Origin of the sequence: Streptomyces sp. NPDC018026 (assembly GCF_044327745.1) — a bacterium.
In the GTDB taxonomy this organism is placed as follows: domain Bacteria; phylum Actinomycetota; class Actinomycetes; order Streptomycetales; family Streptomycetaceae; genus Streptomyces; species Streptomyces rubrogriseus.
Genome location: NZ_JBIRFY010000016.1, coordinates 66085 through 92926 on the forward strand (window position 1 = coordinate 66085; position 26842 = coordinate 92926).

Annotated in this window: 29 protein-coding genes; 8 read left to right on the forward strand and 21 right to left on the reverse strand. The window is 70.3% G+C overall.

The annotated features are described in order from the left end of the window. Positions 1-5: 5 nt before the first annotated feature. The 12 genes from ACH4D3_RS34810 to ACH4D3_RS34865 form a co-directional block, all read right to left on the reverse strand. Entirely contained in the window at positions 6-626 is a 621-nt protein-coding gene (locus ACH4D3_RS34810) for an OmpA family protein (RefSeq protein ID WP_398330772.1), read from the reverse strand. Between the two features lie 8 nt (positions 627-634). Further along, the gene (locus ACH4D3_RS34815; protein ID WP_398330775.1) at positions 635-1219 is read right to left on the reverse strand and encodes a hypothetical protein; all 585 of its coding nucleotides are present in this window, start codon (positions 1217-1219) and stop codon (positions 635-637) included. 32 nt (positions 1220-1251) lie between these two features. Further along, a complete protein-coding gene (locus ACH4D3_RS34820; RefSeq protein WP_398330777.1) occupies positions 1252-1851 on the reverse strand; it encodes a pilus assembly protein TadG-related protein in 600 nt (199 codons plus the stop codon). After that, complete coding sequence (locus ACH4D3_RS34825; protein ID WP_398330780.1) at positions 1848-2048, reverse strand: Flp family type IVb pilin; 201 nt, start codon at positions 2046-2048, stop codon at positions 1848-1850. The genes ACH4D3_RS34820 and ACH4D3_RS34825 overlap by 4 nt, the downstream gene beginning before the upstream one ends. A 261-nt stretch (positions 2049-2309) precedes the next feature. After that, positions 2310-3212 carry a DUF5936 domain-containing protein gene (locus ACH4D3_RS34830; RefSeq protein ID WP_398330782.1) on the reverse strand — a complete coding sequence of 301 codons (903 nt, stop codon included), beginning with the start codon at positions 3210-3212 and terminating at the stop codon, positions 2310-2312. A gap of 19 nt (positions 3213-3231) precedes the next feature. Next, positions 3232-4182 (reverse strand): type II secretion system F family protein, encoded by a 951-nt coding sequence (locus tag ACH4D3_RS34835; RefSeq protein ID WP_398330785.1) that lies wholly within the window; start codon positions 4180-4182, stop codon positions 3232-3234. A 9-nt stretch (positions 4183-4191) separates the two neighbouring features. Beyond that, the gene (locus ACH4D3_RS34840; RefSeq protein WP_398330788.1) at positions 4192-5529 is read right to left on the reverse strand and encodes a CpaF family protein; all 1338 of its coding nucleotides are present in this window, start codon (positions 5527-5529) and stop codon (positions 4192-4194) included. An 18-nt stretch (positions 5530-5547) separates the two neighbouring features. Continuing rightward, positions 5548-5910, reverse strand: coding sequence for a TadE/TadG family type IV pilus assembly protein (locus ACH4D3_RS34845; protein ID WP_398330791.1), 363 nt, complete (start codon positions 5908-5910; stop codon positions 5548-5550). A gap of 1 nt (position 5911) precedes the next feature. Then, complete coding sequence (locus ACH4D3_RS34850) at positions 5912-6310, reverse strand: TadE/TadG family type IV pilus assembly protein (protein WP_398330793.1); 399 nt, start codon at positions 6308-6310, stop codon at positions 5912-5914. Next, positions 6307-7581 carry a CpaE family protein gene (locus ACH4D3_RS34855; RefSeq protein WP_398330796.1) on the reverse strand — a complete coding sequence of 425 codons (1275 nt, stop codon included), beginning with the start codon at positions 7579-7581 and terminating at the stop codon, positions 6307-6309. The genes ACH4D3_RS34850 and ACH4D3_RS34855 overlap by 4 nt, the downstream gene beginning before the upstream one ends. Positions 7582-7588: 7 nt before the next feature. Then, positions 7589-8296 carry a Flp pilus assembly protein CpaB gene (gene cpaB, locus ACH4D3_RS34860; RefSeq protein ID WP_398330799.1) on the reverse strand — a complete coding sequence of 236 codons (708 nt, stop codon included), beginning with the start codon at positions 8294-8296 and terminating at the stop codon, positions 7589-7591. Positions 8297-8382: 86 nt separating this feature from the next. After that, entirely contained in the window at positions 8383-9324 is a 942-nt protein-coding gene (locus tag ACH4D3_RS34865; protein WP_398330802.1) for a hypothetical protein, read from the reverse strand. A gap of 317 nt (positions 9325-9641) precedes the next feature. Here ACH4D3_RS34865 and ACH4D3_RS34870 point away from each other — a divergent pair, with 317 nt between their 5' ends. The 3 genes from ACH4D3_RS34870 (at position 9642) to ACH4D3_RS34880 (ending at position 13762) form a co-directional block, all read left to right on the forward strand. Further along, a complete protein-coding gene (locus ACH4D3_RS34870; RefSeq protein ID WP_398330805.1) occupies positions 9642-11357 on the forward strand; it encodes a chitinase in 1716 nt (571 codons plus the stop codon). Positions 11358-11570: 213 nt separating this feature from the next. After that, the gene (locus tag ACH4D3_RS34875; protein WP_398330807.1) at positions 11571-12974 is read left to right on the forward strand and encodes a putative T7SS-secreted protein; all 1404 of its coding nucleotides are present in this window, start codon (positions 11571-11573) and stop codon (positions 12972-12974) included. Continuing rightward, positions 12974-13762, forward strand: a complete 789-nt coding sequence (locus ACH4D3_RS34880; RefSeq protein WP_398330810.1) for a hypothetical protein — start codon at positions 12974-12976, stop codon at positions 13760-13762. The genes ACH4D3_RS34875 and ACH4D3_RS34880 overlap by 1 nt, the downstream gene beginning before the upstream one ends. On the opposite strand, the gene ACH4D3_RS34885 is transcribed toward ACH4D3_RS34880, so the two are convergent. The 3 genes from ACH4D3_RS34885 to ACH4D3_RS34895 form a co-directional block, all read right to left on the reverse strand. Continuing rightward, positions 13695-14336 (reverse strand): hypothetical protein, encoded by a 642-nt coding sequence (locus tag ACH4D3_RS34885; protein ID WP_398330813.1) that lies wholly within the window; start codon positions 14334-14336, stop codon positions 13695-13697. The genes ACH4D3_RS34880 and ACH4D3_RS34885 overlap by 68 nt on opposite strands. Next, entirely contained in the window at positions 14333-14641 is a 309-nt protein-coding gene (locus ACH4D3_RS34890) for a hypothetical protein (RefSeq protein WP_398330816.1), read from the reverse strand. Before ACH4D3_RS34890 ends, ACH4D3_RS34885 begins: the two co-directional genes overlap by 4 nt. A gap of 464 nt (positions 14642-15105) precedes the next feature. Further along, a complete protein-coding gene (locus ACH4D3_RS34895) occupies positions 15106-15594 on the reverse strand; it encodes an ATP-binding protein (protein WP_398330819.1) in 489 nt (162 codons plus the stop codon). A 215-nt stretch (positions 15595-15809) separates the two neighbouring features. Here ACH4D3_RS34895 and ACH4D3_RS34900 point away from each other — a divergent pair, with 215 nt between their 5' ends. The 5 genes from ACH4D3_RS34900 to ACH4D3_RS34920 all read left to right on the forward strand — a co-directional run bounded on the left by ACH4D3_RS34900 (position 15810) and on the right by ACH4D3_RS34920 (position 20802). After that, positions 15810-16661, forward strand: coding sequence for a helix-turn-helix domain-containing protein (locus ACH4D3_RS34900; protein ID WP_398330822.1), 852 nt, complete (start codon positions 15810-15812; stop codon positions 16659-16661). Positions 16662-16672: 11 nt separating this feature from the next. Then, the gene (locus tag ACH4D3_RS34905; protein ID WP_385356773.1) at positions 16673-16864 is read left to right on the forward strand and encodes a hypothetical protein; all 192 of its coding nucleotides are present in this window, start codon (positions 16673-16675) and stop codon (positions 16862-16864) included. Positions 16865-16963: 99 nt separating this feature from the next. Continuing rightward, positions 16964-17473 (forward strand): SigE family RNA polymerase sigma factor, encoded by a 510-nt coding sequence (locus tag ACH4D3_RS34910; protein ID WP_398330825.1) that lies wholly within the window; start codon positions 16964-16966, stop codon positions 17471-17473. A 79-nt stretch (positions 17474-17552) separates the two neighbouring features. Continuing rightward, entirely contained in the window at positions 17553-18806 is a 1254-nt protein-coding gene (locus tag ACH4D3_RS34915) for a hypothetical protein (protein WP_398330828.1), read from the forward strand. A 418-nt stretch (positions 18807-19224) separates the two neighbouring features. Continuing rightward, the gene (locus ACH4D3_RS34920) at positions 19225-20802 is read left to right on the forward strand and encodes a hypothetical protein (protein WP_398330831.1); all 1578 of its coding nucleotides are present in this window, start codon (positions 19225-19227) and stop codon (positions 20800-20802) included. Between the two features lie 44 nt (positions 20803-20846). Here ACH4D3_RS34920 and ACH4D3_RS34925 read toward each other — a convergent pair whose 3' ends face one another. The 6 genes from ACH4D3_RS34925 to ACH4D3_RS34950 all read right to left on the reverse strand — a co-directional run bounded on the left by ACH4D3_RS34925 (position 20847) and on the right by ACH4D3_RS34950 (position 26839). Beyond that, positions 20847-22169, reverse strand: coding sequence for an Nramp family divalent metal transporter (locus ACH4D3_RS34925; RefSeq protein WP_398330834.1), 1323 nt, complete (start codon positions 22167-22169; stop codon positions 20847-20849). A 67-nt stretch (positions 22170-22236) separates the two neighbouring features. Then, positions 22237-22923: a hypothetical protein gene (locus ACH4D3_RS34930; protein ID WP_398330837.1), complete on the reverse strand. Its 687-nt coding sequence runs from the start codon at positions 22921-22923 to the stop codon at positions 22237-22239. 63 nt (positions 22924-22986) lie between these two features. Next, positions 22987-24468 (reverse strand): GntP family permease, encoded by a 1482-nt coding sequence (locus ACH4D3_RS34935; protein WP_398330840.1) that lies wholly within the window; start codon positions 24466-24468, stop codon positions 22987-22989. A 120-nt stretch (positions 24469-24588) separates the two neighbouring features. Next, on the reverse strand, positions 24589-24999 hold the full coding sequence (locus ACH4D3_RS34940; RefSeq protein WP_087807520.1) for a RidA family protein: 411 nt from the start codon (positions 24997-24999) through the stop codon (positions 24589-24591). Further along, entirely contained in the window at positions 24996-25760 is a 765-nt protein-coding gene (locus ACH4D3_RS34945; RefSeq protein WP_398330843.1) for an IclR family transcriptional regulator, read from the reverse strand. The genes ACH4D3_RS34940 and ACH4D3_RS34945 overlap by 4 nt, the downstream gene beginning before the upstream one ends. Then, entirely contained in the window at positions 25757-26839 is a 1083-nt protein-coding gene (locus ACH4D3_RS34950) for a sugar kinase (RefSeq protein WP_398330846.1), read from the reverse strand. Before ACH4D3_RS34950 ends, ACH4D3_RS34945 begins: the two co-directional genes overlap by 4 nt. Positions 26840-26842 lie beyond the last annotated feature (3 nt).

Below are 26842 nucleotides of genomic sequence, written 5' to 3' on the forward strand. Positions count from 1 at the left end.
GTGCCTCAGGGCTCCGTGCGGGGGAAGGTGACTTCGACCCTGCGGTTCTTCTTGCGGCCGGCCTCCGTCGAGTTGTCGGCGATGGGGTACTGCTCGCCGTAGCCGCGGACCTCGTAGGTGATTCCGGCGTCGTTGAGGGACTGGGACAGGACGTCGTGTACGGCGTTGGCGCGGCGTTTGGAGAGTACGTCGCCGTGGGCGGAGGAGCCGAGGTCGTCGGTGAAGCCGAAGACGCGGACTCTTGTGGCGTTCTGGGTCCTGATCTCGTCGGCGATGCCTCTGATGCGGGACTTCGCCTCCGCGCCGAGTTTCGAGCTGTCCTTGCCGAACAGCACCTCGGCCTGGAGTGCGAGGGTCACGCTGGTGTTGGTGTCCTCGCGGCGTTCGTCGCCGCTCTGCTCCTCCACCACCGACTTGATGTCCAGCACCTTGGCCTGCGCGAGCGTGGCCCCGTCCGGAAGCTTCAGGTCGGGGTCGTTGGGGTCCACCTCCACGGGGGCGGAGGCGGAGGGTTCGGTGCCCGGGGGGTCGTTGGGGTCGTCGTCGGCGTGGGCGGTGGTGGTGCCGTAGACGGTCGTCGTGAGCATGAGGGTGACTGCGGCCAGCAGGCGTGGGGGTGAGGTCATGGTGTGCCTCACCCGGAGATCTCGACGGTGCCGGTCGTGAACATCGGCAGCTGGAGCGTCACCTCGGCCGTGTCGGCGGGAGGCGCGGGGAACTGCATGAACACCGGCAGGGACTCGCCCGTCTTCAAGGCCGGGAAGTTGGTGGTCGTGAGTGGACGCCCGTCCGTGTCGCGCAGCACGTAATAACGCTTCTTGCCCTTGGAATCCACGAGAGTGGCACCACCGAGAGAGCTGCCGTTGCGGATGATCTCGGTCTCGTTCCCACTCAGCTGGGCGGGGACATTGACGGTCTTCTCACCATCGTTCTTCAGGTCGCCACTGATCGTGATGAAACCCCCCGCATCCCGCTCCGCGGCGGTGATCTTCAGGAACAGGCCACTGGGTCCCTTCAGCTCGGCCAGCGTCTCGCCCGCCTCGCTCTCCTGAGCGTCCGGCTTCGACTCGCTGCTCTTGGAAGCGGCCGTCGACGATTCAGGCTTGTCGTCATCGCTTCCGCCTCCACCACCACAGGCCACCAGGCCGAAGGCCAGCACGATGGCAACGGGCCATGCGGGCAGCCCTCCTCGTGCCCTTGTTGCGAACCGAATTTTCATGACTCGCTTCCTTCGTCCTCGTCGTTCGCTTGTCAACTATCGGCCAGGTGAACGTCGAACAGATCCTCGGGCTTCGGCAGGTCCGCGAGATCGTCCGGCTTCAGGTCCCAGTCCTCGCCGCCCTTACAGGCGAGGCTCGGCAGCGCATCTGCTTCGGCATCCTCGGCGGGCGGCTTGAGCGAGCAGCGGGCTTCAATGACGGCCGTCGCACTCTCCGTCGCATTCTGATCCTCTGTGCCCGGCACGATGGTGTCGCCGACGGTGTCATTGGTCTCGGCGGAGACTCTGTAGCCCAGGAGGCCATCCGGTTCGCAGTCCACCCCCGCGTCGTTGCGCGCCGCCAGTTCATGGGCACGCCAACACGCGTTGGGGACGGTCACTTTTCCCTCGAAGATGTCCTGCCAAGAGTCCGGTTCCCGGACGTTGTCGAGCCACTGGTCCGCGAGGCGGTCCCGGGTTTCGAGAGCCGCCGCGAGTGCCGCGGCGTCCGCTGCCGTCTGCGCCTGGCTACGGGTTCCTGCAGCCTGGCCGACCGCGAAATACGCGAGCGCGAGAAGGAGCAGGCCCCCCACCACCGTGATGTAGATCGGGAAAGCCTGCCCTGCGTCGTCGTATGCACGTGCTGGCGTCAACCGCCGGTGACCTCGGTGATCTTGTCCTTGATCGCGTTGTAAATCGTCTGCCCGATGTCCGTCCCCGTGATCGCCAGCACGATGGCCACCACCACCGCGATGATGCCCAGGTACTCCACCGCCGTCTGGCCCTTGTCGCGTGGCGTGGTGAGGCGGGTGTGCAGGTGTGCGGCGGCGGTGTGGAGCCAGTTGGTCATGGTGTTCCCCTCCAGGGTGGGCGAAGCCGTGTTCCTCGTGCGGGTGGGCGGCGGTGATCCGCTGGCTGGTCGTGCCGGACGTCAGGGCGTCCACGATCTCCACCTCCCTTGCGCTCGGTTGGGACCTCGACCTGTCGGGAGAACCAGGTATCGACTGTCCCACAATGGATTGCACATGCGAAAGGTGTTGCGGTGAAGTGAGGCCAATGGCGCATTGGTGGGCGGTAGTTGTCGTCTCCTGTTCATGTGCAGTCGCACTCCCTACTCACCCGTGATCGTGCCGAAGTCCGTCCCCGAGCCCAGGATCAGGCCGGCGCCGAGGAGGATCATCGTGGCCGGGACCATGAAGGTCGTGATCATCAGCGTGGCCTTGGGGACCGCGCGGGCGGCCTTGCGGCGGGCGTTCTGGGCGTCCGTGCGGCGCATGTCCTTGGCCAGGGAGACCAGGGTGTCGACGATGGGGGCGCCCAGCTCCTCGCCCTGCTGGAGTGCCGTCACGAACATCGCCACCTGCTCGGAGTCGTTGCGGCGGCGCAGCTCCGTGAAGGCCTCCCGGCGGCTCATGCCGAGGTCCATCTGGCGGAGCGTGATGCGCAGTTCGTCGGCCCAGGGACCTTCGTAGCGCGTGGACACCCGGTCCAGGGCCTGCCGGAAGCCCAGGCCCGCGCTGACCACGACCGCGAGGACGTCCAGGAAGTCGGGGAGCGTGCGCTCGATGACGTCCTTGCGGATGCGGATCGCGGACCAGATCCCCACCTCCGTCCAGAACGCGCCGAAGGCGAGGAGCAGGAGGGCCACCAGATACTGGCCGCGGAGGAGGAAGACCAGGAAGCCCAGCGCGCCCAGGGCGCCGTAGACCGCGCGTCGGGCGGCGTAGCGGTCGATGGTGAGGCCGCCGGGGTTGCCGGCCAGGTCGATCCTGCGGCGGTACCGGGCGACCAGGGCCGGGCCCATCAGGCGCAGTACCGCGGGGGCGTAGCGCATGCCCATGCGGTCGATGAGGGAGTGCGCCGCGCCGGTGCGGGTGGCGCCGACCTCCAGGGCGAGGGCGAGGTCGTCGGGGAGCTTGGCCTCGGCGCGGTACATGCGGACGCCGGCGAAGACGCCCCAGACGCCCAGGGCCATGAGGAGGGCGAGAAGTACTCCCGGCAGTACGAGGGTCATGGCGGTTCCTCCCCTCCTCTCAGACGTCGATGCGGGACAGGCGGCGGATGAGGACGAAGCCGACGGCGTAGAGCGCGAAGGCGGTGATCACGGCGGCCTGGCCGGCCGGGGAGCCCGTCATGCGTTCCAGGGCGCCGTCCTTCACCCCGTTCATCAGGAGCAACGAGCCGATGCCCAGGACGGGGACGGCGTACGACGTCATCGTGACCTGGGAGAGCTGGGTGCGGACCTCGCGCCGGGTCTCCTTGCGTTCCTCCAGGGTCTCGGTCAGGTTGCGCAGCGCGCCGACCACCTGGCCGCCGGCGCGGTTGGACAGCACGAGGGTGGTGACCAGGACCACCAGTTCGCGGGAGGGGAGGCGGTCGGCGAGTTCGCCGAGGGCGTCGTCCATCGAGGCGCCGATGGCGAGTTGGTCCGCCACCTTGCCGAGTTCCTCGCCGGCCGGGGCCTCCAGTTCCTCCGCGGCCATGCCGATGGCGGTGCGCAGGGCGAGCCCGGCCTGGGTGGCGTTGGCGAGGATGCGGGCGAGTTCGGGGAGCTGGTTGATGAACTTCTCGATGCGTTTCTGGCGTTGCCAGTTGAGGAACTGGATCGCCACGCCGATACCGAGGAGACCGGCCAGCGGGCCGAAGAAGGGGGCCAGGGCCGCCTGCCCGATCAGCCACAGCCCGGCGACCGTCGCCAGCATGTACGCGAAGAACTCGCCGGGGGTCACGTCCAGGCCGGTCGCCGACAGGCGCCGTTCCAGGTTCCGGCCGAGCCCGGTGCGGCGCAGGCGGCGGTCCAGGGTCGGGAAGCGGCGTCGGCGTCCGGCCGCCGGTGCCTGGCCGGTCGCGGTGAGCCGGTCGACCAGGGCCGCGCGCTGCGCCTTGCCGGCGGCGTAGGAGTGCAGGCCGACGACTGCCAGGACGCAGGTCAGCAGCGTGATGCCGGTGGTGAGCGTGACGAGCGTGTCGAGTTCCGGTTCCATCGGGCGGTCCTACCTGGCTTCTCGGGTGGTGAGCTGGTCCGGTGTGTGGGCCACACCGAAGGCCTGCGGGATGGGCTGGCCCGCCATGTAGAGGCGTTCGGCGGTGCGGTGCGGGAGCGGGTGGTACTCGTACGCGCCGAGGACGCGGCCGTCGGCGGTCATCGGGCGGGCGTTGAAGCGGGCGACCGTGGCCAGGCGGTAGGGCTCGCCGCCGTGGCTGGCCAGCAGGGCGATCTCGGTGATGCGGCGGGCGCCGTCGGCGAAGCGGGTGAGCTGGATCAGGACGTCGACGGAGCTGTTGATCTGGTCGTGCAGGGCCACGAAGGGGATCTCCACGTCCGACATCGAGGCCAGGGTCTGCAGGCGCATCAGGGCGTCCTCCGCGCTGTTGGCGTGGACGGTGGCCAGCGAACCGTCGTGGCCGGTGGACATGGCCTGGAGCATGTCCAGGGACTCACCGCCGCGCACCTCGCCGACGACGATGCGGTCGGGGCGCATCCGCAGCGAGTTGCGGACCAGGTCGCGGATGGTGATGCGGCCCTGGCCCTCGACGTTCGGCGGGCGGGACTCCAGGCGGATGACGTGCGCCTGCTGGAGCTGGAGTTCGGCCGAGTCCTCAATGGTGATGATGCGGTCGGACTCGGGGATGAGGCCGGAGAGGGCGTTGAGGAGGGTGGTCTTCCCGGTGCCCGTCGCGCCCGAGACGATGATGTTGAAGCGGGCCTGCACAAGGCCTGCCAGCAGGTAGAGCATGTTCTCGTCGAGCGAGCCGAGGCCGATCAGCTCCTGGAGGGTGAAGGAGCGGGGGAAGCGGCGGATGGTGAGGGTGGCGCCGGTGAGGGAGAGCGGCGGGATGATGACGTTGACCCGCTCGCCGGAGGGGAGGCGGGCGTCGACCATCGGGTTCGACTCGTCCACGCGGCGGTTGACCGTCGAGACGATGCGCTCGATGGTCTGCATCAGCTGGTCGTGGGAGGCGAAGCGGAGGGGGAGCTGCTCGACGCGGCCCGCGCGTTCGACGAAGATCGCGTCGGGGCCGTTGACCATGATCTCCGTGATGGAGGCGTCTTCGAGGAGCGGTTCCAGGATGCCGAGGCCGAGGGCCTCGTCGACCACCCGCCGGATCAGCTGGGAGCGTTCGACCGTCGACAGGACCGGGCCCTCGCGGCTGATGATGTGCCCGAGGACCCGCTCCAGGCGGGCCCGGCGCTCGGCCATGGCGAGCGAGCTCATCTCGGCGAGGTCGATCTCCTCCAGGAGTTTGGCCCGGTAGGAGGCGACCAGGTGTCCGTCCTCGCCCCGGCTGCCGTGCTCCTCGGGGGAGTGGATGCGTGCGCGCAGGCTCATGCGTCCTTCGCTCCTCGGTCAGTGGTCCAGCGGCATGGTGGCGGTCCGGGTGGCGGCGTCGAAGTCCCAGCCGGGGACGATCGAGGGGATGTCGACGGTCGCGGTCACCGTCACCTCGTCGCCGCCGTACGACGCCGGGCAGTGCGTGCCGTCCGCCAGCCAGCTGCTGACGGCCGCCGCGCACGCCGTCTGCGCGCTCTCCTGGAGCGAGGCGCCGCGGGCCCCCGCGCGGGCCGCCGTACCGGCCTGCTGGGCGGTGTACGCGATCAGGCCGAGCTGTACGACGGCCATGCCGACGAGGACCAGGATCGGCAGGAACCCGAGGTACTCGATGGCCACCTGGCCGCGGTCCCTCACCCGTTCCCTGTGGGAGTACGGCATGTCAGTCGTCCTCCTCTTCCACGGCCCCCGCGTGTCCGTGCACGGTGAACGGGACGCTGAGGGTGCCCGGGAAGAGGAGGGGGACCTCGATGCGCACGTCGGCGGTGACGTAACCGCCCGCGGTGCCGCAGTCCACACCGGCGCCTCCCTCCCACGCGCCCGGCAGCTTGTCCAGGCCCGCCTCCCGGCAGGCGCCCTGCCGGGCCCCGCGCTCGGCCGCGGTCGCCGCCCGTACCGCCTCGTCCGCAGCATTCCCCGCGAGCGTGTACGTGTATCCCACGAGCACGAGCTGCCACAGCACCACCAGCGTCGTGATGATCACCGGCGTCATGCCGAGGAACTCGATGGTGACCTGACCGCCGTCCCGGGCGCGGTCCAGTCCGCCGCGTAACCCGCTCACCCGGCACCGTCCTTCCGGCGTCGGAAGCCGGACGCGCCCCGCCCTCCGCGGTCGCCCCGGTCTCCCCTGAGGCGGCCGTGCCCCTTCCGGCCCCCGTCGGGCACGCCGGCCAGGCCCAGTTCGCCCGCGAGGGCCCACAGGGCCTGTTTCACGGTGCTCCTGCCGTCCAGTTCGTGGACCCGGCCCGCGTCCACGGCACCCTGGAGCTCCTTGAAGTTGGCGGGGACGGTGGTGGCGGCGATCGCGGTGCCGGTGATCTTCTGGATCAGCGGGGGCTGGATCTCCGTACCCCGGGTGTGCCGGTTGACGACCACGGTGGTCTCCGCCGCCTTGCGGATCTGCAGCCGTTCCCACATCCGCACCGCCCGCTTGGCGCCCCGTACGGCGACCACGTCCGGGGTGGTGACCAGCAGCGCGGTGTCGGCGCTCTCCACGGCGGCCGCGCCGGCCCCGCCGAGCTGGGCGCCGCAGTCGACGACGACGACCTCGTACCGGGAGCGCAGGGCGCTCACGATCTGGCGGGCGGCGCGGTCGGTGACCTCCTCGCCGCGTTCGCCCTCGCCGGGGGCGAGCAGCAGGGCCAGTCCGCTGTCGTGGCGGAAGACGGCGTCGGCCAGGACGCGCGGGGACAGATCGGTGATGGCGGCCAGGTCGGCCACGGAGCGGCGGAACTGGACGTCCAGGTAGGAGGCGACGTCGCCGGTCTGGAGGTCCATGTCGAGCAGGGCCGTGGACCGGCCGGAGGCCTGGGCGGCCAGGGCGAGTTGGACGGCGGTCAGGGTGGCGCCCACGCCGCCTTTGGCGCCGCTGACGGTGACGACGGTGCCGCCGGTTCCGGTGAACACGTCGACGGCGCTGCCGAGGTGCCGGCGTACGCCCGCCGACCACTGGGCCACCGCCTGGACGCGGCTGGCGAGTTCCTCGTAGCCGAGCGGGAGGGCGACCAGGCCGCGGGCGCCGTGGTCCATGGCGGCCTGGAAGAGGCCGGGTCCGGGGTCGGAGGTGACGAGGATGACGCCGACGGCCGGGAAGCGGAGGGCTACCTCGCGGATCAGTTCAAGGGCCGGGACCGGTCCGATGCGCTCGTGGACGACGACGACCTCGGGCAGTTCGTCGACCGATTCGGCGGCGAGCCGGGCGAGGGTGTCGACGAGCTGCGTGGAGTCGGTGACCGGGGCGACCGGTTCGGCGTCGGGCAGCTGGCTGAGCAGCGACGTGAGGGACCGTACGGCGTCCGGGTCGCCGACTGCCGGGAGGATCCTCGTGGCCATACGGCTCTCACTTGTCCTTCGCGAGTTCGTACGTCCGGTCCTTGTCGGGGACCGTGGTGTCGCCGCCGGGGGCCACCAGCGCGAGCCGGACGCGCCGGGCGAACGACTCGGCGTAGGTGATGCGCTGCGCGTCGATGGTGGACAGGGCGAAGGTGATGGGGACGGCGTCGGTGGGTTCGCGGTCGCGGCTGTCCTCGTCGGGCTCCAGCGAGGTGAGTTCGCCGACGTCGATGACCTTGGCGCCGGTCACGATGACCTTCGACTGGTCGGGGTCGCCCTCGCGGGCGCCCTCGAAGGTGGCGTACACGTTGACGGTGGAACCCGGGGTGATCTTCCCGGCGACGCCGGTCGCCGCGTCGATCATGATGGCGACCTCCTGCTGTCCGGGCCGCAGGGCGGGCGTGTCGACGATCATGTCGGTCTGGAGCAGCGAGCCCGCCTTGAGCGTGGTCACGGCTATCTTTCCGCGGACCCGGGACAGGTCGGTGACGGCGTTCTCGGACAGCCAGCGCTCGGGCATCTCGACCTTCTCGAACTGCGTCGCGCCCAGCTCCGTGTAGGGCTCGATGTCGGACTTCACCCGGTACGCGGTCACCTCGGGGCCGACCTTGGACTTCACGTCGTTGATGACGGACAGCACGCCGGCGAAGGCGCCGAGGGCGCACAGGACCGACAGGATCAGCAGGATGATGCCGCGGCGCTGACGGGAGTTCATGGGCCGTGCAACCTCATTGGGGGGTCGGACGTCCGGACGGGGCGGACGGACAGGGGGCGGGCGGACGCGGACGGGGCGCTACGGATCTACCCAGTCAGGGCCCGTCTCTCACGACGGCGGCCGAGGGCGGGATCGCGGCGGTGGCCCAGCGCGCGGTCCCGGCCGCCGCCACCGGCGCCGCCGTCGTCGTAGACCGGTGGTGTCGCGGAGCAGAACACGCAGCGGTCGCCGATGACGTCGATGCCGCACCAGTGGCAGGTGCTCCGCCGTACGGACGTGACGAGTTGGTAGAGGACCGAGAGGTCGGGGAGGTACGCGCAGAACTCGGTCAGCCGCCCGGTCCCCCACCAGGTGGCGGACTCGGCGGGCAGGGCCGTCTCGCGCAGCCCCTGGACGTGCCAGGACGGGGCGAGCGAGCCGGTGACCCAGTCGGCCGGGTGCTGCCCCTTGGCGACCAGCAGCCAGGTGCCGAACTCGGGTCCGGCTAGGGCGGCTTCGGGGCCGATCCTCACCAGCTGCGGCACGGGGTGGGCGACGACGCCGAACTGGCTACCGGGCACCCAGGACCTGGCGTGCGTCTTCAGGCCCACGGGGACGTGGTCGAGCCGGGCGACGGAGCCGAGCAGGGCCCCGGCGTGGATGTAGTGGGTGAGCAGCCGGCCGGCGGAGGCGAGGACGCCCGGGCTGAGGTCGCAGGAGGCCAGCTGGCGCAACTGGCGGGCCAGCACCGCGATGCCGAGCGGCGGCAGCGGCGGCCGGAACAGCGCGATGCGGTCGGTCTCCAGGAGGGCGCGGACGGTGTGCAGGCGGCGTTCCACGCTCGCGGGGACGGCCTGGGAGCACACGACGATCACGTGCCCGCACTGGTCGACCAGCATCTGCAACTCGGCCAGGACGTGCTCCAGCGGGCGCCGGTCGACGTCCTGGAGCACGGCCGCGGGCAGGGTGCGTTCGTCCTGTGGCGGCAGTGCCAGGTCGGCACTGGTCACGGCAATGGCAGTTGGCACGCGCGGCTCCCCGTCTCCCATGCCCGTCGGCCCGCCGGTGTTACTCCGGCACACCCGGATGACTTCACTGCGTGACTACCTGAGCACTGTATCCACGCGTCTGTGACCGGAGAACAGCGTTTCTCCAGCCTGTGGAACAACTTGTGTTGCACAAGATGCGCCAAATCAGGGCAGGTTGAGCATTTTCGAGGGCGAGCCACCGCTTTCCGGACGGTACGGCCCGGCCGCCAATTTGGTCCGTACCTACCTCTTGACACCTTCAATTGGTCTGGACCACCTTGTACGTCAACGGTGGCCACCGTCCCCCATTCCGCCCCACCCCACCCCCGGAGGCAGCAGTGGACCCCGTACGCAGACGAAGCCGCGGAAGACGTCTCGGCTCCTTGACGGGCGCCGTCACCGCCGCCCTCGCACTCGCGTTCACGGCCGTCGGCCCGGCCTCGGCCGCCGACGTCAACAACGCCAAGAACGCCGGTTTCGAGTCGGGTCTGACCAACTGGACCTGTTCGGCGAACAGCGGCACGACGGTCGCCTCCCCGGCGCACGCCGGCTCCGCCGCGCTGAAGGCCACCCCGGCGGGGCAGGACAACGCCCGCTGTTCGCAGAGCGTCGCGGTCAAGCCCAACTCGACGTACACGCTGAGCGCCTGGGTGCAGGGCGGGTACTCCTACCTGGGCGTGACGGGCACGGGTACGACGGACGTGTCGACCTGGACGCCGGGCTCGACGGCGTGGACGCAGCTGAAGACCACCTTCAGCACCGGCTCCTCGACGACCTCCGTGTCCGTGTACACGCACGGCTGGTACGGGCAGGCGGCGTACTACGTCGACGACCTGTCCGTCTTCGGCCCCGACGGCGGTGGCGGCGACGGGGACCCCGACCCCACGGTCCCGTCGGCCCCGGCCGGGCTGAGCGTCTCCGGTACGACCCCGAACTCGGCCTCCCTCACCTGGAACACGGTGTCCGGCGCCACCGGCTACAACATCTACCGCGACGGCACGAAGGTGACCGCGGTGACCGGCACGTCGGCGACGGTGACCGGCCTCGCGGCCTCGACGTCGTACTCCTTCCAGGTCACGGCGACGAACGCGGCCGGTGAGTCCACGAAGTCGGCGGCGGTCACGGCCCGCACCACGGCGCCCGACGACGGCGGCGGGGACGGCGGCGACCTGCCCAAGCACGCGGTGACCGGCTACTGGCAGAACTTCAACAACGGGGCGACGGTCCAGAAGATCTCCGATGTGCCCTCCGCGTACGACATCATCGCGGTGGCCTTCGCCGACGCGACCACGACGCCGGGCGCGGTCACCTTCAACCTCGACTCGGCCGGGCTCGGCGGCTACACCGTCGACCAGTTCAAGGCGGACGTACGGGCCAAGCAGGCCGCGGGCAAGAAGGTCATCATCTCGGTGGGCGGCGAGAAGGGCACCGTCTCGGTGAACAGCTCGTCCTCCGCGACGAACTTCGCGAACTCCGTGTACTCGGCGATGCAGGAGTACGGCTTCGACGGCGTCGACATCGACCTGGAGAACGGCCTCAACCCGACCTACATGACCCAGGCCCTGCGCGCCCTGTCGGCGAAGGCGGGCCCGGACATGATCCTCACGATGGCCCCGCAGACGATCGACATGCAGTCGACGCAGGGCGGCTACTTCCAGACCGCGCTGAACGTGAAGGACATCCTCACGGTCGTCAACATGCAGTACTACAACAGCGGCACGATGCTGGGCTGCGACGGCAAGGTGTACGCGCAGGGCACCGTCGACTTCCTCACCGCCCTGGCCTGCATCCAGCTGGAGGGCGGCCTCGACCCGTCCCAGGTGGGCCTCGGCCTGCCGGCCTCCACCCGCGCGGCGGGCGGCGGCTACGTCTCCCCGTCGGTGGTCAACGCCGCCCTCGACTGCCTCACCAAGGCGACCAACTGCGGCTCCTTCAAGCCCTCGAAGACGTACCCCGACCTCCGGGGCGCGATGACCTGGTCCACCAACTGGGACGCCACGGCGGGCAACGCGTGGTCCAACGCGGTGGGCGCGCACGTGGACGCGATGCCGTAACCTACGGCCGACCGGCTCCCCCGCCCGCGAAGGTCCGGACGGGGGATGCCTGTGTGCGGCCTCCCCGCTCGCGAGCCCTCCCTTCGCCGGGGCGCTGCAGGAACCCCGCACCGGATGGCGGAACCACCGGCATCATGGGTAGCTTTCTGTCGTCCGGTTGCTCGGTTCTTCCCACGACGGAAGTCCGAGCCGACGCGATGAACGGGGGGCACGGTGGGTTCGTCGAAGTACCCGAATCTCGGGTTCGATCCGGCTCCGGGTGATCTGCAGACCGTGCAGCTGATGGTGTCGGCGATGGGCCGGGTGACCAGCGACAGCGGTACGGCCGAGACCAACCTGAGCAAGCTGGGGTCCTCGGACGGCGTGTGGGCCGGGAAGTCGGCGACCACCTTCGCCGAGTCCGTGGACAAGATTCCGCCTTACCTCAAAAAGGCGCTGAACTCGATGAGTTCGGCGCACCGGGCGCTTTCGGGCTGGGAGGTCAGCCTTGAGGGATTCCAGTCACGGGCCCGGAGGCTGGAGGAGGAAGCCGCCACGGCCGCGCAGAAAGTGAGCACGGCGAAGGGGGGCCTGGACGGTCTGCCGAACAGCACGTCCGGGATGTCCGACCAGCAGAAGGAAGAACACGAGAAGGACGAGAAGGGCAAGCGGAAGGCGTACGACACCGCCAACGACGAGCTTGAGGACGTACGCAGGCGCGCCCGGTCCCTGCACACCGAGTACACGCACGCGGCCGACACCACGGCCCGCGCCGTCAAGGACGCCGCGGACGACGCCCCGCCGGAGCCCGGTTGGTTCGACGACTTCGTCGACGGGTTCAAGGAGTTCTGGTCCGACACCTGGGAGACCCTCTCGGACCCCAACTTCTGGAAGGCGGTCGGCGACATGCTCGCCGACCTCGCCATGGTGATCGGCGTGCTCGCCATGATCGGCGTACCCGGCCTCGGACTGATCGGACTCGTGATCGCGGGCGGCGCCCTGCTGGCCCACGCCGGGGCGATGCTCGGCGGCGCCGACGGGGTGACCTGGCAGACCCTCGCCTGGGACGCCGCCGGTCTGTTCGCGGGCGCCCGTGCCTTCAAGGGCCTCAAGGTGGCAAAACAGGGCAAGGGCCTGATGAAGGCCGGCAACGCCCTCAAGGCGACGGGTCAGGCCAACGCGCGGGCGGGTGAGGCCCTGCGCATGGGCCAGGGGTTCGCGGCGTCGCTGGGCAAGGCCGGTCGGAACATCTTCAAGCAGAGTCCGTGGAAGAACCTGAAGGGGCTCGGCGACGGCATGCGGAACTCCGTGAAGGGGTTTCGCCAGACCAACCTCGGCTACCGGCAGATCGGCCAGGGCGAGCGCCAGATCACGGCAGGCCGGAACATGATCGCCCGGGGCAACACGATGGACGCCCGGTGGACACAGGCGGGCGTGGGTCTGGCCGGCGGCTCCAACCTCAACGGCGGGCGCTGGCTCGACGGGGACTGGAACATGGCCGACATACCCGTGGTGGGGACCGCTCCACCGCTACTGGACTACGACTACGGCCATCACTCCACCCCGTCCCAGGCCCTGTCCTCGGCGGGCGGCACGTTCACCGACGGACTCCAGTCCTCGGCTCCCGGGGTGGCGTGATGACGATGCTCCCGCCCCCGGACCGGACGGACCGCACAGCAGTGCCGTACGCCTTCCGCTACCGGCTTCCGGAAGAGTTCGTGACGGTGCCGGACCCGACCACCGTCGAGGGCTGGGAGGCGGCCCTGGCCGAACTGATGCCGGGCGCCGAAGCGCTGGAACGCGCGCAGTCCGCCGAGCGGATGCGCCACAGCCTCCCCGTGTTCCTCGATCGGGACGACACGCTCGTCGACATCGCCATGTGCCTGGGCGCCGAACGCGTGCGCGACGAGGACAAGCTGTCGTACGGGCTGCTCGTCGTCTCCGTGCGTCCCAGCGGCCACGACGACAGGCTGCTGGCCGCCGAGGGCATCTACCGGGCCAAGGAACGCCTCTTCTTCACCCGGGAAGCCGAGGTGGAGGAGCTGGACTTCGCCCTGGGCAAAGGCGGCCGGGGGCAGCAGGACATGCTGCTCGCGGCCAAGCTGCCGGGCGGGCCCGGCGTGATGTCGGCGTCCCTGCGGACCGTCGAGCTGCGCACCCCCCGGCAGGCCACCGCGGGTGGTGAGGACGCGGCCGCGCAGAAGATCCCCATGGCAGTGCTCCAGCTGATCTGCCCCGCGCCGCGGGACTACTGCACGTACATCACGATCGCGACACCGTCGGTCTACCTCCTCGACTCCTACACCGAGCGACTCGCACACATCGGACGGACCTTCGTCTTCGAGGCACCGACCCCGCTCACGGAGGCGGGCCGACCCCCGACCGCTCGAGCAGCCGCCGGTACGTCGCACGGCGACGGCGCATGAAGACCCTGGAGGCCGTCAGCACCACGATCAACGCCACGGCCATACCGGCCGCGACGCGCAGTCCTGTCGCGTGCAGCTCGCCATTCACCAGCAGAAAGAGCAGGAACACCACCGGAATGCCGATGAGCCACGGACGCATCCGCTGCCGTCCCAGCGCACCGTAGTAGTCGACGACGATCCGGGCGCGCAGCAGCTTCACCTCGCTCCGTGCCGCCGGCAGCGTCAGCACAGGCAGCGGCCATGCGCGCATTCCCGGCAGCCGGCCGCTCTCGGGGGCGCCGGGGAAGCTCTCCCTCGTGCGCGCGGCGCGTTCGCCCGCGTCCGGCAGGCGCCGGAAGACGAAGAACGGCGTGCCGGAGTCCCGCAGGTCCGGATCCAGGCCGGAGTACCGGTATCCGTACTGCTCGGCGATGTACGCGAACTGAGCGAACTTCCGCAGCGACGGCCACGGGACCTCTGTCGTGAAGGACGCTTCGGCTTCACCCGACGAGCCGGGTGCGTGAGCGGACCCACTGGGCCGACCGTCCTCTCCCGTTGCGCGCAGGAGCTTCCCGAGGAGGCGCCGAAGGGTCACTTCTCTGCCTTTTCCTCACGCGCTTTCCGAAGCTCGTCGTCCAGCTTCTGGTCGAGTTTGGCGAACTCCTCGGCGGCTTTGTTGGCGAATTTCGACACGCCCTTGGTGATTTTGGAGAGCTGCCCGAACCCGTAGTCCCACGAGTCCGCGAAGTCGTCGCACGCGGATTCCAGACCCGAGTGACCGACCTGCTTCGTGTCGGCGCTCTTCATCTCCTTCGACGCGCTCTTCATCTGGCCTCCGCTGGTCTCCAGCTTGGTTGCCATGTCCTTTACCTCGGCTTCCGCGAACTTCAGAAAGGACACCCGGTTCCCACCTTCCCGCTGCTTGGCCGCGCTGCGGCTGTCTCCACCGGCCTCGATCGAACAGTAGCGAACGCGACCGCAGGTCACGAGCGGGATGCAGAAGTGTCCCAGGCGCCATCGGATGCCTCTCGGGGCGGCGGCATGGGCGAGGTCCATCTCGCCCGGTCGGCCGGGGGCCGCACGGTCGCCGTGAAACCGGTCCGGTCAGGACTCGCCTCGGAGCTCGGACACCGAGGCGGCCGCGCCGTGGGTCGCCACGGGTATGCGCCTGGGCCCTCGCTGCACGTGGTGATCGCCGGGCGCCCGGAGCCGCTGCCCGAGCGGCCGGTGCGGATCCTCCCAACCGGCTCGGCTGAATCTGCTGATCTCGTCGCCCGGGATGCCCGACTCAAGTGCTGCCCGACGAAATTCTCCCTGGTCGTCCATGCCCGAGAAGACAGAGCCAGTCCCGCCTGGTCCCGCCGTCAAGGCGCCCCGTACGCCGCCGCGCTCGCCCTTGGCAGGGTCGCCCACATGCGTGTCCCGCCGCCCGGCTCCCTGGCCTCGCCGAAGCCCCACGTGCCGTCGCAGGCACGGCAGACGCAGGCCAGGACACGGAGGGCCGCGCGGCGTCGGGTGTCGCAGGCGGTGGCCAGGTGGGGGCTGGTGTGGCGGGGGTGGCTGTCGTAGGCGATCAGGCGGAGGGTGGAGAAGCGGTAGCGGAGGGTCAGGTAGTAGTTCGAGGATTCCGTGAATTGGCTGGCTACGGCTGTCAGTTCGCCCACGGCCTGCAGGGCGGGGTCCAGCATGTCCGTCAGACCGTGCGCCCGCAGGACCTCCCGCGTCGTCGCCCGCGCGAGCGCTGCGCTGGCCAGTGCGGCGGGGGGCGTGAGGCTGTAGGCCAGGGTTTCGGGGATGGGGGGTGTCGGGTCCGCCGGGTAGGTGGGGGCGGCGGGGCAACGGGTTGCGGGCACGGCGACTCCTTCGTCGGGCGGTGGGCGGTCGGTGGCTCCGTCGCGCGGGCAGGCTCGCGCGATGCACTGCCGAACGCCGTGTGTAGCGTTTGCATCACTGAAAGTACCGTCGCTGGTGCCTAATTTGGCACTCGTCAGGAAAAAATGCGCTCGATCGTGGGGCCTTGCGTGTGCCGACGGCAGACTTGCCCACGACGAGGTGGAGGGAGCGGCAAATGGGCGCGAGGACGTCAGCCACGGCGCGTCAGAAGCGGCTGGGGATCGAGGTTCGTCGCATGCGCACGTCAGCGGGCATGTCCGCCGAGTCAGCCGCGGGGCTGCTCGGGGTTGACCGGGGCACGATCTCGCACATCGAGTCGGGGGTACGGGCCGTCAGCCCGGAGCGAGTCCGCACCCTGGCCTGCAACTGCGACTGCGCGGACGCGGAGTACGTTGAGGCCCTGGTCAGCATGGCCGCAGCCGGTCGGCGGGGCTGGTGGGAGAAGTACCGGGGGTCGCTGCCCCAAGGGATGCTGGACATCGCGGAATTGGAGGCGCACTCCACCCGCATGCGAGCCGCCTACTCGATGCACGTTCCGGGGCTGCTCCAAACATCCGACCACGCGATGGCTGTCTTCCGGGTCGTCATCCCGCAGTTGCCCGAGCACGAGGTCGCCCTGCGCATGGCTCACCGGGTCGAGCGGCAGAGCGTGCTGGACGGGGACGACGCAACGCCGTTCGTGGCCATCGTGCACGAGGCCGCGCTCCGCATGCAGTTCGGGGGGCGAGAGGTGGCCAAGGCACAGTTGCGCTACGTCCTGGAGAGGTCGGAGCAGGACAACGTGACTGTCCTGGTGATTCCCTTCGCCGCCGGAGCCTTCCCCGGCGCCGGACAGACCGTGCTGTACGCGGAGGGGCCCGTGGCCCAGCTCGACACCGTGCAGGTCGACAGCTCGCACGGGCCTGATTTGCTGCACGCCGACGCCCAGTTGGCGAAGTACCGTGCCCATTTGGACTGGATGGAGCGCATCGCCCTCTCGTCAGAGGCCTCACGCGGCTTCATCCACGCGATCGCCAACGACCTTTGAGGAGACGCCCGATGAGCGACATCACCTGGGAAGCACCCTTCTGCGGCGAGGGAAACTCCTGCTTCCGCCTCGGCACCGACGCCACCGGCAACGCCTACGTGGCCATAGCCGGTGCGGAGGACGCGCCCCTCACCGACAGCCGGGAGGCGCTGCGGCGGATGATCCTCGACATCAAGGCGGGGAAGGCCGACCACCTGCTGTGAATCCTGCTGTGAAGTCCGTATGAAACATTTCCCGGGGTCCACCGCATCAATGAGGTGAAGGCGGTACACCACGGCGGGGACTTCGGGGGGAGCGGACGGATGAGGCAGGTGCGGGCGGACGAGTACGCCGAGTTCGCGGTGGCGCGGGCCGGGCATCTGTACCGGTCCGCGTGTCTGCTCACCGCCGGGGACACGCATCTGGCCGAGGATCTCGTGCAGGAGACCTTCGGCCGGCTCTACGTGCGGTGGGGGCGGGTGTCGCGGGCGGAGAACCCGGCCGCCTACGCGCAGACCGTGCTCACCCGCGCCTTCCTCGCCCATCAGCGGCGGCGCAGCAGCGGGGAGCGGGCGACCGACGTGTTCCCCGATCTGCCCGGCGCCGGTGACGGGGACGCGACCCTGCGGCTGACGCTGCTGGACGCGCTCGCGCGGCTGCCCGCCAAGGACCGGGCCGTCGTCGTCCTGCGGTACTGGGACGACCGTTCGGTCGAGCAGACCGCCGACGTGCTCGGCGTCAGTTCGGCGGCGGTGCGGACCCGGTGCTCGCGGGCGCTCGGCCGGCTGCGGGAGCTGCTGGGCGAGGACCTCTCGGAGTACGCCAGACCCTAGGCGGCCACTGCCCGGGCCGTCTCTCGTTCGCCGCTCTGAGCGGCTGATTTCGACTCACGTGTGGAAAGGGTGGTTCACCATGCTCGAAAATGATCGTCAGGACCCCTTCGAGGACCGGCTGGGCACCGCCCTGCGCGACGCCGGTGACGGCTTCGAGACCGATCGGGCGGCCCTCGTCACCGCCGGGCGGGTGCGGGGGCGGCGGGCCCTGCTGCGGCGCAGGGCGGCCGTGGTGAGCGGGGTGGCCGGGGTCGCGCTGGCCGGGGTGGGCGGGGTGCTGGTCCTGCCCGCGGACGAGCCGGCCGGTCCCACGCGGTCCACCGCCGCCTCCGGCAGCAGCCCGACCGCCGCCGCGACCGCCTTCTCCGGCGACGACCTGCTGCGCGAGCTCAAGGGCCTGCTTCCCGGGGGGACGTACGGAAAGGAGTCCGCCCGGGGCTCGGACCACCAGCTGGGTCCCGCCGCGCAGCTCGTGTACGACGACGGGGCCGGGGCCGCGGCCCTCGGCATGGGCTTCGCGCGGGTGGAGCCGGGGAGCGCCCGGGTGCGGGAGCTGATGGCGTGCCCCGACCACAACGTCACGCCGTACGACGACTGCTCCTCCGACCGGCTCCCCGACGGTTCGCTGCTCAAGCTGTACCAGGGCTACGAGTATCCGGACCTGCGCGTGGACACCAAGCTCTGGACCGCCGACCTCGTCACCGCCGACGGGCAGCACATCAGCGTCTCCGAGTGGAACTCCCCCGCCGAGAAGGGCGCCCCGGTCAGTCGTGACGAGCCTCCCCTGTCGACGGAGCGGCTGCGGGAGCTCGTCACCGCCCGGGTGTGGCGCGAGGTGGTCGACGCCATTCCCAAGAGCCCCAAGCCGTCGCGGTCGGCCGCGCCCTCCACCGAGCACCCCGAGGTCTCCGGGAAGTCGGTCGGCGACACGCTCGCCGCGCTGCTCCCCGGGAAGCTGGACGTCGTCGCGCACGGCGGGCAGGAGTCGGAGTACGCATACGTCGTCGTGGACGACGGGCGGGGCCGCAGTCTGGTCCAGATCAACGTGCAGTACGGCATGGGGGACGTCGCCTGGCAGTTGTACGCCGACGGCGAGACCCTGCCCGACGGCACGCGCGTCGCGACCCGGCAGGGACCCGGCGAGAAGGCCGGTTCCGGCGTGGTCATGTGGACCGTGGACACCCTGCGCCCCGGGCCGGCGGGCTTCCGCGTGGTGATCAGCGCCTTCAACACCGGCGACCAGAACGAAGACGCCACCCGCGACGCACCGGCGCTGACCATGGAGCAGCTGCGGAAGATCGCGCTCAGTGGGGAGTGGGACCGGCTGCGGTAGGGGCAGGCGGAGACGGCACGGGGCAACCGGCGCTCCTGCCTCCGCCGAAGCATTCCGTACTCCCGGCCGCGGATTCGTGGGCGGGTGCGCACGGCTGGTCCCCCTCGGCGCGGTGCACGTGCGAACGCCGTGCCCGGTCGTGGACCGTCTCGTGGGTGCCCTGCCTGAAAGCTTGGCCGCACGGACCTGCTCCGTACCGTGCGGATCCGCTTGAATGAAAGGATTGACGACAAGCGTGAGTCCCGAGGAGCACAGGAGCACCGGGGTAAGCGTGGCGGGAGAACCTGTGCGACGACAAGAGGACGACCACCGCGAAGCCGGCGCGCGCAGATCCCCGGTGCCCGCTCGGGACCGGTCGGCCCCGGTGTCCCAGCGCCTGGTCGACCGGACAGTCGCGGGCCGGGCGGGTGCCACGGACGTGACAGCACTGCAGCAAAGCGTCGGGAACGTCGCCGTCCAGCGGGTGGTCGGTGCTCGCCCGCCGCAGCGGGTTCCGGCCCGGGGCCGGTGGCCGACGCCGGTGCAGCGCACCGTCGCGGTGAACGGCAAGATCTACTCGAACTCGCGCACCGACGCGAACGAGAAGAACCACGAGCCACTGTGGAAGGACGTCGAGGCGTTCGCCCGCAGTCAGCCCCCGGAGCGGCAGAAGGAGTTTGACACCTACCAGACGGCGATGAAGCAACAGCTGGTCAAATGGATAGACGACCAGGGCACGGGCGAGAAGAACGTCGCAGGCGGCACAGGCAAGCACCACCCGCTGTACGGCCGCAAGGCCCGCAACCACAGCTTCCCCGAGGTCGGTCAGCTCTACGCCAGCCTGTTGGGCTGGGTGCGCCAGAAGTCCGGACGCCACCGCGAGAAGGAACTCGCCCAGGACGTGAAGGGAAACGACGAGCTGGAGCTCAACCTCGACATCCTCATGGCCAAGGTCCACGGCTGGGTCAAGGGGATCAAGGATCATGAGCCCTACCGCGACAGGTACCCGAAGATCATCGAGGAGCTCAAGACCGGGCTGGTGGGGACGGAGCAGTACGGCACTTACCGCACCCACTTCGATGTCACGGCCGCCAAGACCAACCCCGCCGCGAAGACGGGGATCAACGGCAACATGCTCGCGGTACTGGAAAAGCCCGAGAAGTACGACATGCGGGACAAGGTCGTGGTCCTGCACGACGTCATGGAGTACTTTCTGGCCGCCCGCCATGGCGACGAGACCGCGGGCAGCGGAATACTCGAAGCCCCGACCGCGGATCAGAAGGTGGGCACATCGAGCATCGACGCGGACGGCAAGCGGACCGGCTCGGTGCCCAGCAAGGGAATGTCCGTCGACCGGAATCTGCACTTCATCACCCGCGACGAGCAGGACGCCACCACCGCGTTGGCCCGGCAGAACAACATCCCGGTGTGGGTGGGCCAGTCGGAGACCACGGCTCGGATGATGAACCTCGGCGCCAAGGCCGGCGCCTACACACAGGAGCTCGGGGCCGCGGCTTGGGCCCTCTTCGCCTTCTGGCGCCTCGACTACGACCACACGGTCACCTGGGGTTACCACACCCTCCACGAGGTGCTCGACATGGCGAGCAACTTCGGAGTCGAGTACAACGCACTGGACCGGGAGAAGGGCCTGGAGATGTTCCAGCCCGGCGGTCGGCTCCAGATGCTGAGCCAATGGCGGGAGCATCTGGCGCAGGAGGTGCCGAAGCTCGAAGAGCCCGTCCGGGACCACGACAGGCGAGCCGCCGCGTCGAAAGCCCCGAGCCTGGCCGGTCATCTCGCGCACCTCAAGCAGATGGTGGGAGAACTCGGCCGCATCGCCAAGGAGGTCGAGGCCGCCGCCGGCGCGGGCGACCGTGAGAAGCAGCGGGGTGCGATGCGCAAGTACGCGCTCCGCGTCGAGCAGGCCATCCAGTCGTACCAACACGTCTCGCAGACCGCTGCCGCGTCGGCCGCACCGCCCCGGGCGTCAGCGGGCGCCGGGCAGCGCACGGCCTGACCGCCCCCCGGACGGCCGGGGGAGGGCGGGGCGGCAGGTACGGGCTAGAAGAACTCCGACCACGGCTGGTCCCAGATCTGCTTTACGCACAGGACCAGGAACAGCAGCCCGGCGACGGCGAGCATGCCGTTGCTGAGGCTGCCGTTGCGCCACTCGCGCGGGGTGCGGGAGGAGTTGAGGAGCCACATCAGGGTGAGGGCGAGGAAGGGCATGAAGGCGGCGCCCAGGACGCCGTAGATGATGATCAGGCGGAAGGGCTCGTCCTGGAAGAGCAGGATCATCGGCGGGAAGGTCAGCCAGAGCAGGTAGGCGCGGAAGGTCCAGGAGCGCTCGCGGCGGCCGGAGGCCAACTCGTCGCCCCTCGCCTCACGTTCACCGCGCCGGCGGGCCAGGAAGTCGGCGAACATCAGGCTCACGCCGTGCCAGACGCCGATCAGCGAGGTGAAGGACGTGGCGAAGAAGCCGATCAGGAAGAGCTTGCCGGTCGCCGTGCCGTACTCCTGCTCCAGGATGTCGCCGAGCTGGATCAGGCCCTTGTCGCCGCTCGCGATCGCGATGCCTGCCGAGTGGAGCAGTTCGGCGCCGACGAGGAGCATCGCGACGACGAAGATGCCCGTCGTGGCGTAGGCGACCCGGTTGTCCAGCCGCATGACCTTCATCCAGCCGGTGTTGGTCCAGCCCTTGGCGTTGACCCAGTAGCCGTAGGCGGCCAGCGTGATGGTGCCGCCCACGCCGCCGATCAGGCCCAGGGTGTTGAGGACCGAGTCCTTCTCGTCCGGCAGGACCGGGAGGAGCCCTGCGAAGGCGTCGCCCAGGTTGGGCGTGACGCGGATCGCCAGGTACAGCGTGATCACGAACATGACGCCCACCAGGACCGTCATGACCTTCTCGAAGACGTTGTACTTGTTGAACCAGACGAAGACCAGGCCCACCAGACCGCAGGCGATGCCCCACCATTCGAGGTCCATGACGTCCGGGAAGAGGGCCTGGAGGGGGAGGGCGCTGGACGACATCGCCGCGGCGCCGTAGACGAAGCCCCAGATGACGGCGTAGATCGCGAAGAACCACGTGGTCCAGGAGCCGATGCTGGCCCAGCCGTCGAAGAGGGTGCGGCCGGTGGCCAGGTGCCAGCGGCCGCACGCCTCGGCGAGGGAGATCTTCACGAGGCAGCCGATGACCGCCGCCCACAGCAGGGTGTAGCCGAAGTTGCTGCCCGCGATGAGGGTGGCCACGAGGTCGCCGGCGCCCACACCGGTCGCGGCGACGACGATGCCGGGGCCGATGTAGCGCCAACTGGACTTACGGGGGGCCTGGTCGGCCCCGGCCGATACGCGTGCGTCCGGGGTGTTGCCCGTGGTGTCCGCCATGGGGGTCAAGAAAGCCCATGCCCGCCGGTGCGGCAAGAGGGCGTGCACGGATCTTCACCCGAAACGCTTACTCGGCACGGGCCTTGGCCTCCTTGGCCGCCTCGGCCTCCTTGGCCTCCTTGGCGCCCTCTGCGTCCTTCTCTGTCGTGTCCGCCGTCTCTTCGGCCTCCGCTTCGGCCTCCGGCTCGGTTCCGGCTTCCGCCTCGCCGTCCTCGAAGTACGCGTCCAGGACCTCGTCCAGGGCCGATTCCCACTCGGCGAAACGGCTTCGGGAGGCGGCCTCGATCTCGATCGGGTACCAGCGGCGGTCCGGCGTGTGCACCGTGACCGTGAATCGCTTGCCGAAGCGGCCGGTCTCCGTCTCGACGGCCCCGACCTCGTCCCAGCGGAACTCGCAGCCCTGGTCGTCGAGGGAGAGGCGTACGCCCTTGTGGTCGGCGACGATCTTGGCACGGCGGTCGGCGGCCTCGAAGACGGGGCCGTCCACGGGGGCCTCGTCCTCCGGCTCCCGGTCGTCCTCGACGTCCTCGGCGTCCTCGGCGTCCTCGACGTCCTCAGCGTCCGCTGCGGGCGGTTCGCCGGCGGCCGAGGTCTCCGCGGTCTCCGCGGAATCCGCGTCGGCGTCCTTCTCCGCCTCGTCGCGTCTCACGTCCTCGGGCTCACCGGACACGGGGGCGGTGAGCCCGGGGATGAATGCCGGGTCGAATCCGGCGCCTTCCAGGGGCTGGCTCGTCGATCCTCTGCGCTGCTCCACGCGGGCAGTATGGTCGACGATCCTGTGTCGGGCACAGCCAGCCCCAACTTCGTTATCAGACGCCTACACGAACAGGCTCACCACCGCCGCCACCACGAACCCGGCGACCGACAGGACGCTCTCCAGCACGGTCCACGTCTTGAGCGTGTCCCGCTCGCTGATGCCGAAGTACTTGGCGACCATCCAGAAGCCGCCGTCGTTGACGTGCGAGGCGAAGATGGAGCCCGCCGAGATGGCCATGATGACCAGCGCGACGAACGCCTGCGAGTGGTCGCCCTCGGCGAGCAGCGGCGCCACGATGCCCGCCGTCGTCACGATGGCCACCGTCGCCGAGCCCTGCGCGACCCGCAGCACCACGGAGATCAGGTAGGCGAGGACGATCACCGGCAGGCCGACGTCGTTGAAGGTGTCGGAGAGTGCCTGGGCGACGCCGCTGGCCTTGAGGACGGCGCCGAAGACCCCGCCCGCGCCGACCACCAGCAGGATGTTGCCGACCGGCTTCAGCGAGGCCGTCGAGACGGTCTCCAGGGACTTGCGGGACCAGCCGCGCCGGATGCCGAGCAGGTAGTAGGCGAGGAGCAGGGCGATGGTCAGGGCGACGAACGGGTTGCCGAAGAACTCGATCACCGAGCGCAGGGTGGACGGGTCCAGGGCGATGGAGGAGAAGGTCGCGGCGAGGATCAGGACCAGCGGGGTGCCGATGATGCCGAGGACGGTGCCCAGCGCGACCGGGCTCTCGTTCGGCGCGACGCCGGCCTTGCGCTGCTCCTCGATGACGGCCTGCTTGGCCTCCTCGGACGCCTCGACCATGTCCTGCGGCACGGGCACGAAGATGCGGCGGCCGATCCAGGCGGAGAACACCCAGGCGGCGAGGACGGCGGGGATGCCGCAGACGATGCCCATGAGGATGATCCAGCCGAGCTTGACGTTCAGCAGTCCGGCGGCGGCCACCGGGCCGGGGTGCGGCGGCAGGAAGGCGTGGGTCATGGAGAGACCGGCCAGCAGCGGCAGGCAGTAGAGCAGGATCGACTTGCCGGAGCGCTTGGCGGCGGCGTAGACGATGGGCGCGAGGACGAAGATGCCCACGTCGAAGAAGACCGGGATGCCGAAGATCAGACCGGTCAGGCCCATGGCGAGCGGGGCGCGCTTCTCCCCGAAGAGGCCGAGGAGGCGTGAGGCCAGTACCTGGGCGCCGCCGCTGACTTCGAGGATCGCGCCGAGCATGGTGCCCAGGCCGATGATGATGGCGACGTGGCCGAGGATGCCGCCCATGCCGGACTCGATGGTCGAGACGGCGTCGGACTTCTGGACGGTGCCGAAGAGTTCGGTGACCGACAGGCCGGCGAGCAGGCCGACGGCTATGGAGACGGCGAGCAGGGCGACGAAGGGCTGCAGCCGCACCTTGATGATGAGGTAGAGCAGCAGCGCGATGCCGATGGCGGCGACGGTCAGCAGACCGGCGGTGCCGTCGATCAGGGTGAGCAGACCGCCGGTGTGGGGTGGGGTCTCGGAGGCGGCGGCGAGCGGGAGGGACGAGTAGGACATACGGGGGTCCTCTGGATAAGTACATGGAGCTTTCGGGCAGGGAGGAGCGCGGCACGGCGCCCTGAAGGGTGGGCGCCGTGCCGTTCACAGACAGTCGGGCGGGTGGAGCGGAGAGGACGGTCAGCCGAGGACGGCGAGCGCGTCGATCTCGATGAGGAGGCCCGCGGGCAGACCGACGTAGACGGTCGTGCGGGCGGCGGGCGGCTGGGTGAGGCCCTGCTCCTCGAAGTAGGCGTTGTAGATCTCGTTCATCTCGGCGAAGTGGTCCACGTCCGTGAGGTAGACGCGGAGCATCATCACGTCGTCCCAGGAGGCGCCGCCCTCCTCCAGGATCGCCTTGACGTTGGCGAGGGTCTGGAGGGTCTGCTCGCGCAGGGTCGGGCCGGCCGGGGTGGGGGCCTTGCCCTCCTCGTGGGGGAGGAAGCCGACCTGGCCGGCGACCTGGAGGATGTTGCCCTTCTTCACGCCGTGGCTGAACTTCGCCGGGGGGACGGTGTGGGTCGCGGGGACGAGAGCGATCTTGTCGGTCATGCGGTGACTTCCTTGGCTGGGGTCCTGCCGGAGTACTCGCCGCTGATGGCGTCCGCCGTACGGCGCACCAGCGGGAGCAGGGTGAGGAGTTCCTCGGCGGTGACGACCACGTTCGGCGCGGAGACCGACATGGCGGCGACCACCCGGCCGTCGGCGCCCCGGATGGGCGCGGCGACGCAGTTGATGGACTCCTCGTGGCCACCGAGGTCGGTGGCCCAGCCCTGTTCGCGCACCTTGGCGAGTTCCTTGAGGAACCCGTCGGCGTTCGGTGTCGAACGGGCCGTGTACATGGGGTAGTCGAGCTGCTCGGCCACGGCCCGGCGCTCGTCCTCGGGAAGGTCGGCCAGCAGCAGCTTGGCGACGGCCGCGACGGTGATGGCGACGGGCTTGCCGATCCGGGAGTACATGCGGACCGGGTAGCGGCTCTCGACCTTGTCGATGTAGAGGACCTCGTCCTCCTCGTGGACGGCGAGGTGGACGGTGTGTCCGACCTGTTCGTTGAGGCGTACGAGGTGGGGGTGGGCGATCTCGCGGACGTCGAGGTTCTCCATCGCCTCCTGGGCGAGGGAGATGAGCCGGGCGCCGAGGCGGTAGCGCTGGTCGGACTGCCGGTAGACGAAGCCGTGCTCGTGGAGGGTGCGCAGCAGCCGCAGGGCCGTGGACTTGTGCACGCCCAGGCGCTCGGCGACCCGGCCCAGGTCGGCGGGGCCCTCGGCGAGCAGCGGCAGGATGCTGAGCGCGCGGTCGACGGTCTGGCTCATGGTGTGCGTACCTCCTCGTCGGCCCCTCGGACGTCCTGTGTCCAGCCGGGGCCGAGTCGCAGTCTCCCCCACGCGGCGTCGTCGAGGGCGACGAGGCGGTCGGCGTGGCCGCGGGCGGGGGGTGCGGCGAGGTCGGCGGGGACGGTGAGGGCGGCGGCGGCCCAGAGGTGGCCGTGCCGCAGGCGCTCGCGTACGGGCTTCCCGCGCAGGGTGGCGGAGAGGAACCCGGCGGCGAAGGCGTCGCCCGCGCCGACGGCGGCGACGACGTCGACGTGCAGGGCGGGCACGGAGGTGACCTCGTCGGTGCCGGTGCCGGTGCCGGTGCCGGTGCGGTGGAAGGCGGTGGCGCCGCTCGCGCCCTGTTTGACGACGAGCAGCTCCGGCTCCGGCAGCGCGGCGCGGACGGCCTCGGGTCCGCCGAGGCCCCAGGCGTCCCGTGCCTCGTCGTCGCCGACGAAGACCAGGTCGGCGCCGCGGGCCAGTTCCAGGAGCACCTCGGGGCCGTGTCCGTGCGCGGCGTCGCGCCACAGGCCCGGGCGGTGGTTGACGTCGAAGGAGACGAGGGGGCGGCCGGGGCCGCGGGCGGTCAGCTCGCGCGTCAGGCCGAGGCAGTCGGCGGAGAGCGCGGGGGTGATGCCGGACAGGTGCAGGACGCGGCCGGAGCGGATCGCGTCGAGGTCCATGGTGTCCACGGACATCGCGGAGGCGGCCGAACCCGCCCGGTAGTAGGCCACCTCGTGCGCGTCGGTGGCACGGTCGCCCGCGGTGCGGAAGTAGATGCCGGTGGGGCGGGCGGGGTCGCGGCGTACGGCGGAGACGTCGACGCCGTAGGCGCCGATCGCCTCGACGAGGTGGTCGCCGAAGCCGTCGGCGCCGGCCCGGCCGACCCAGCGGGCGGAGTGTCCGGCGGCGGCGAGCCCGCAGGCCACGTTGGACTCGGCGCCACCGATGGCGCGGTCGAAGGAGGGGACGTCGGCGAGGCGTCCGGGCCGGGAGGGCAGGAAGGTGACCATGGACTCGCCGAGCGCGACGACGTCCACGACGTCGGGGGCGGTGCTGCGGGGTCCGTCAACGGTCACGAT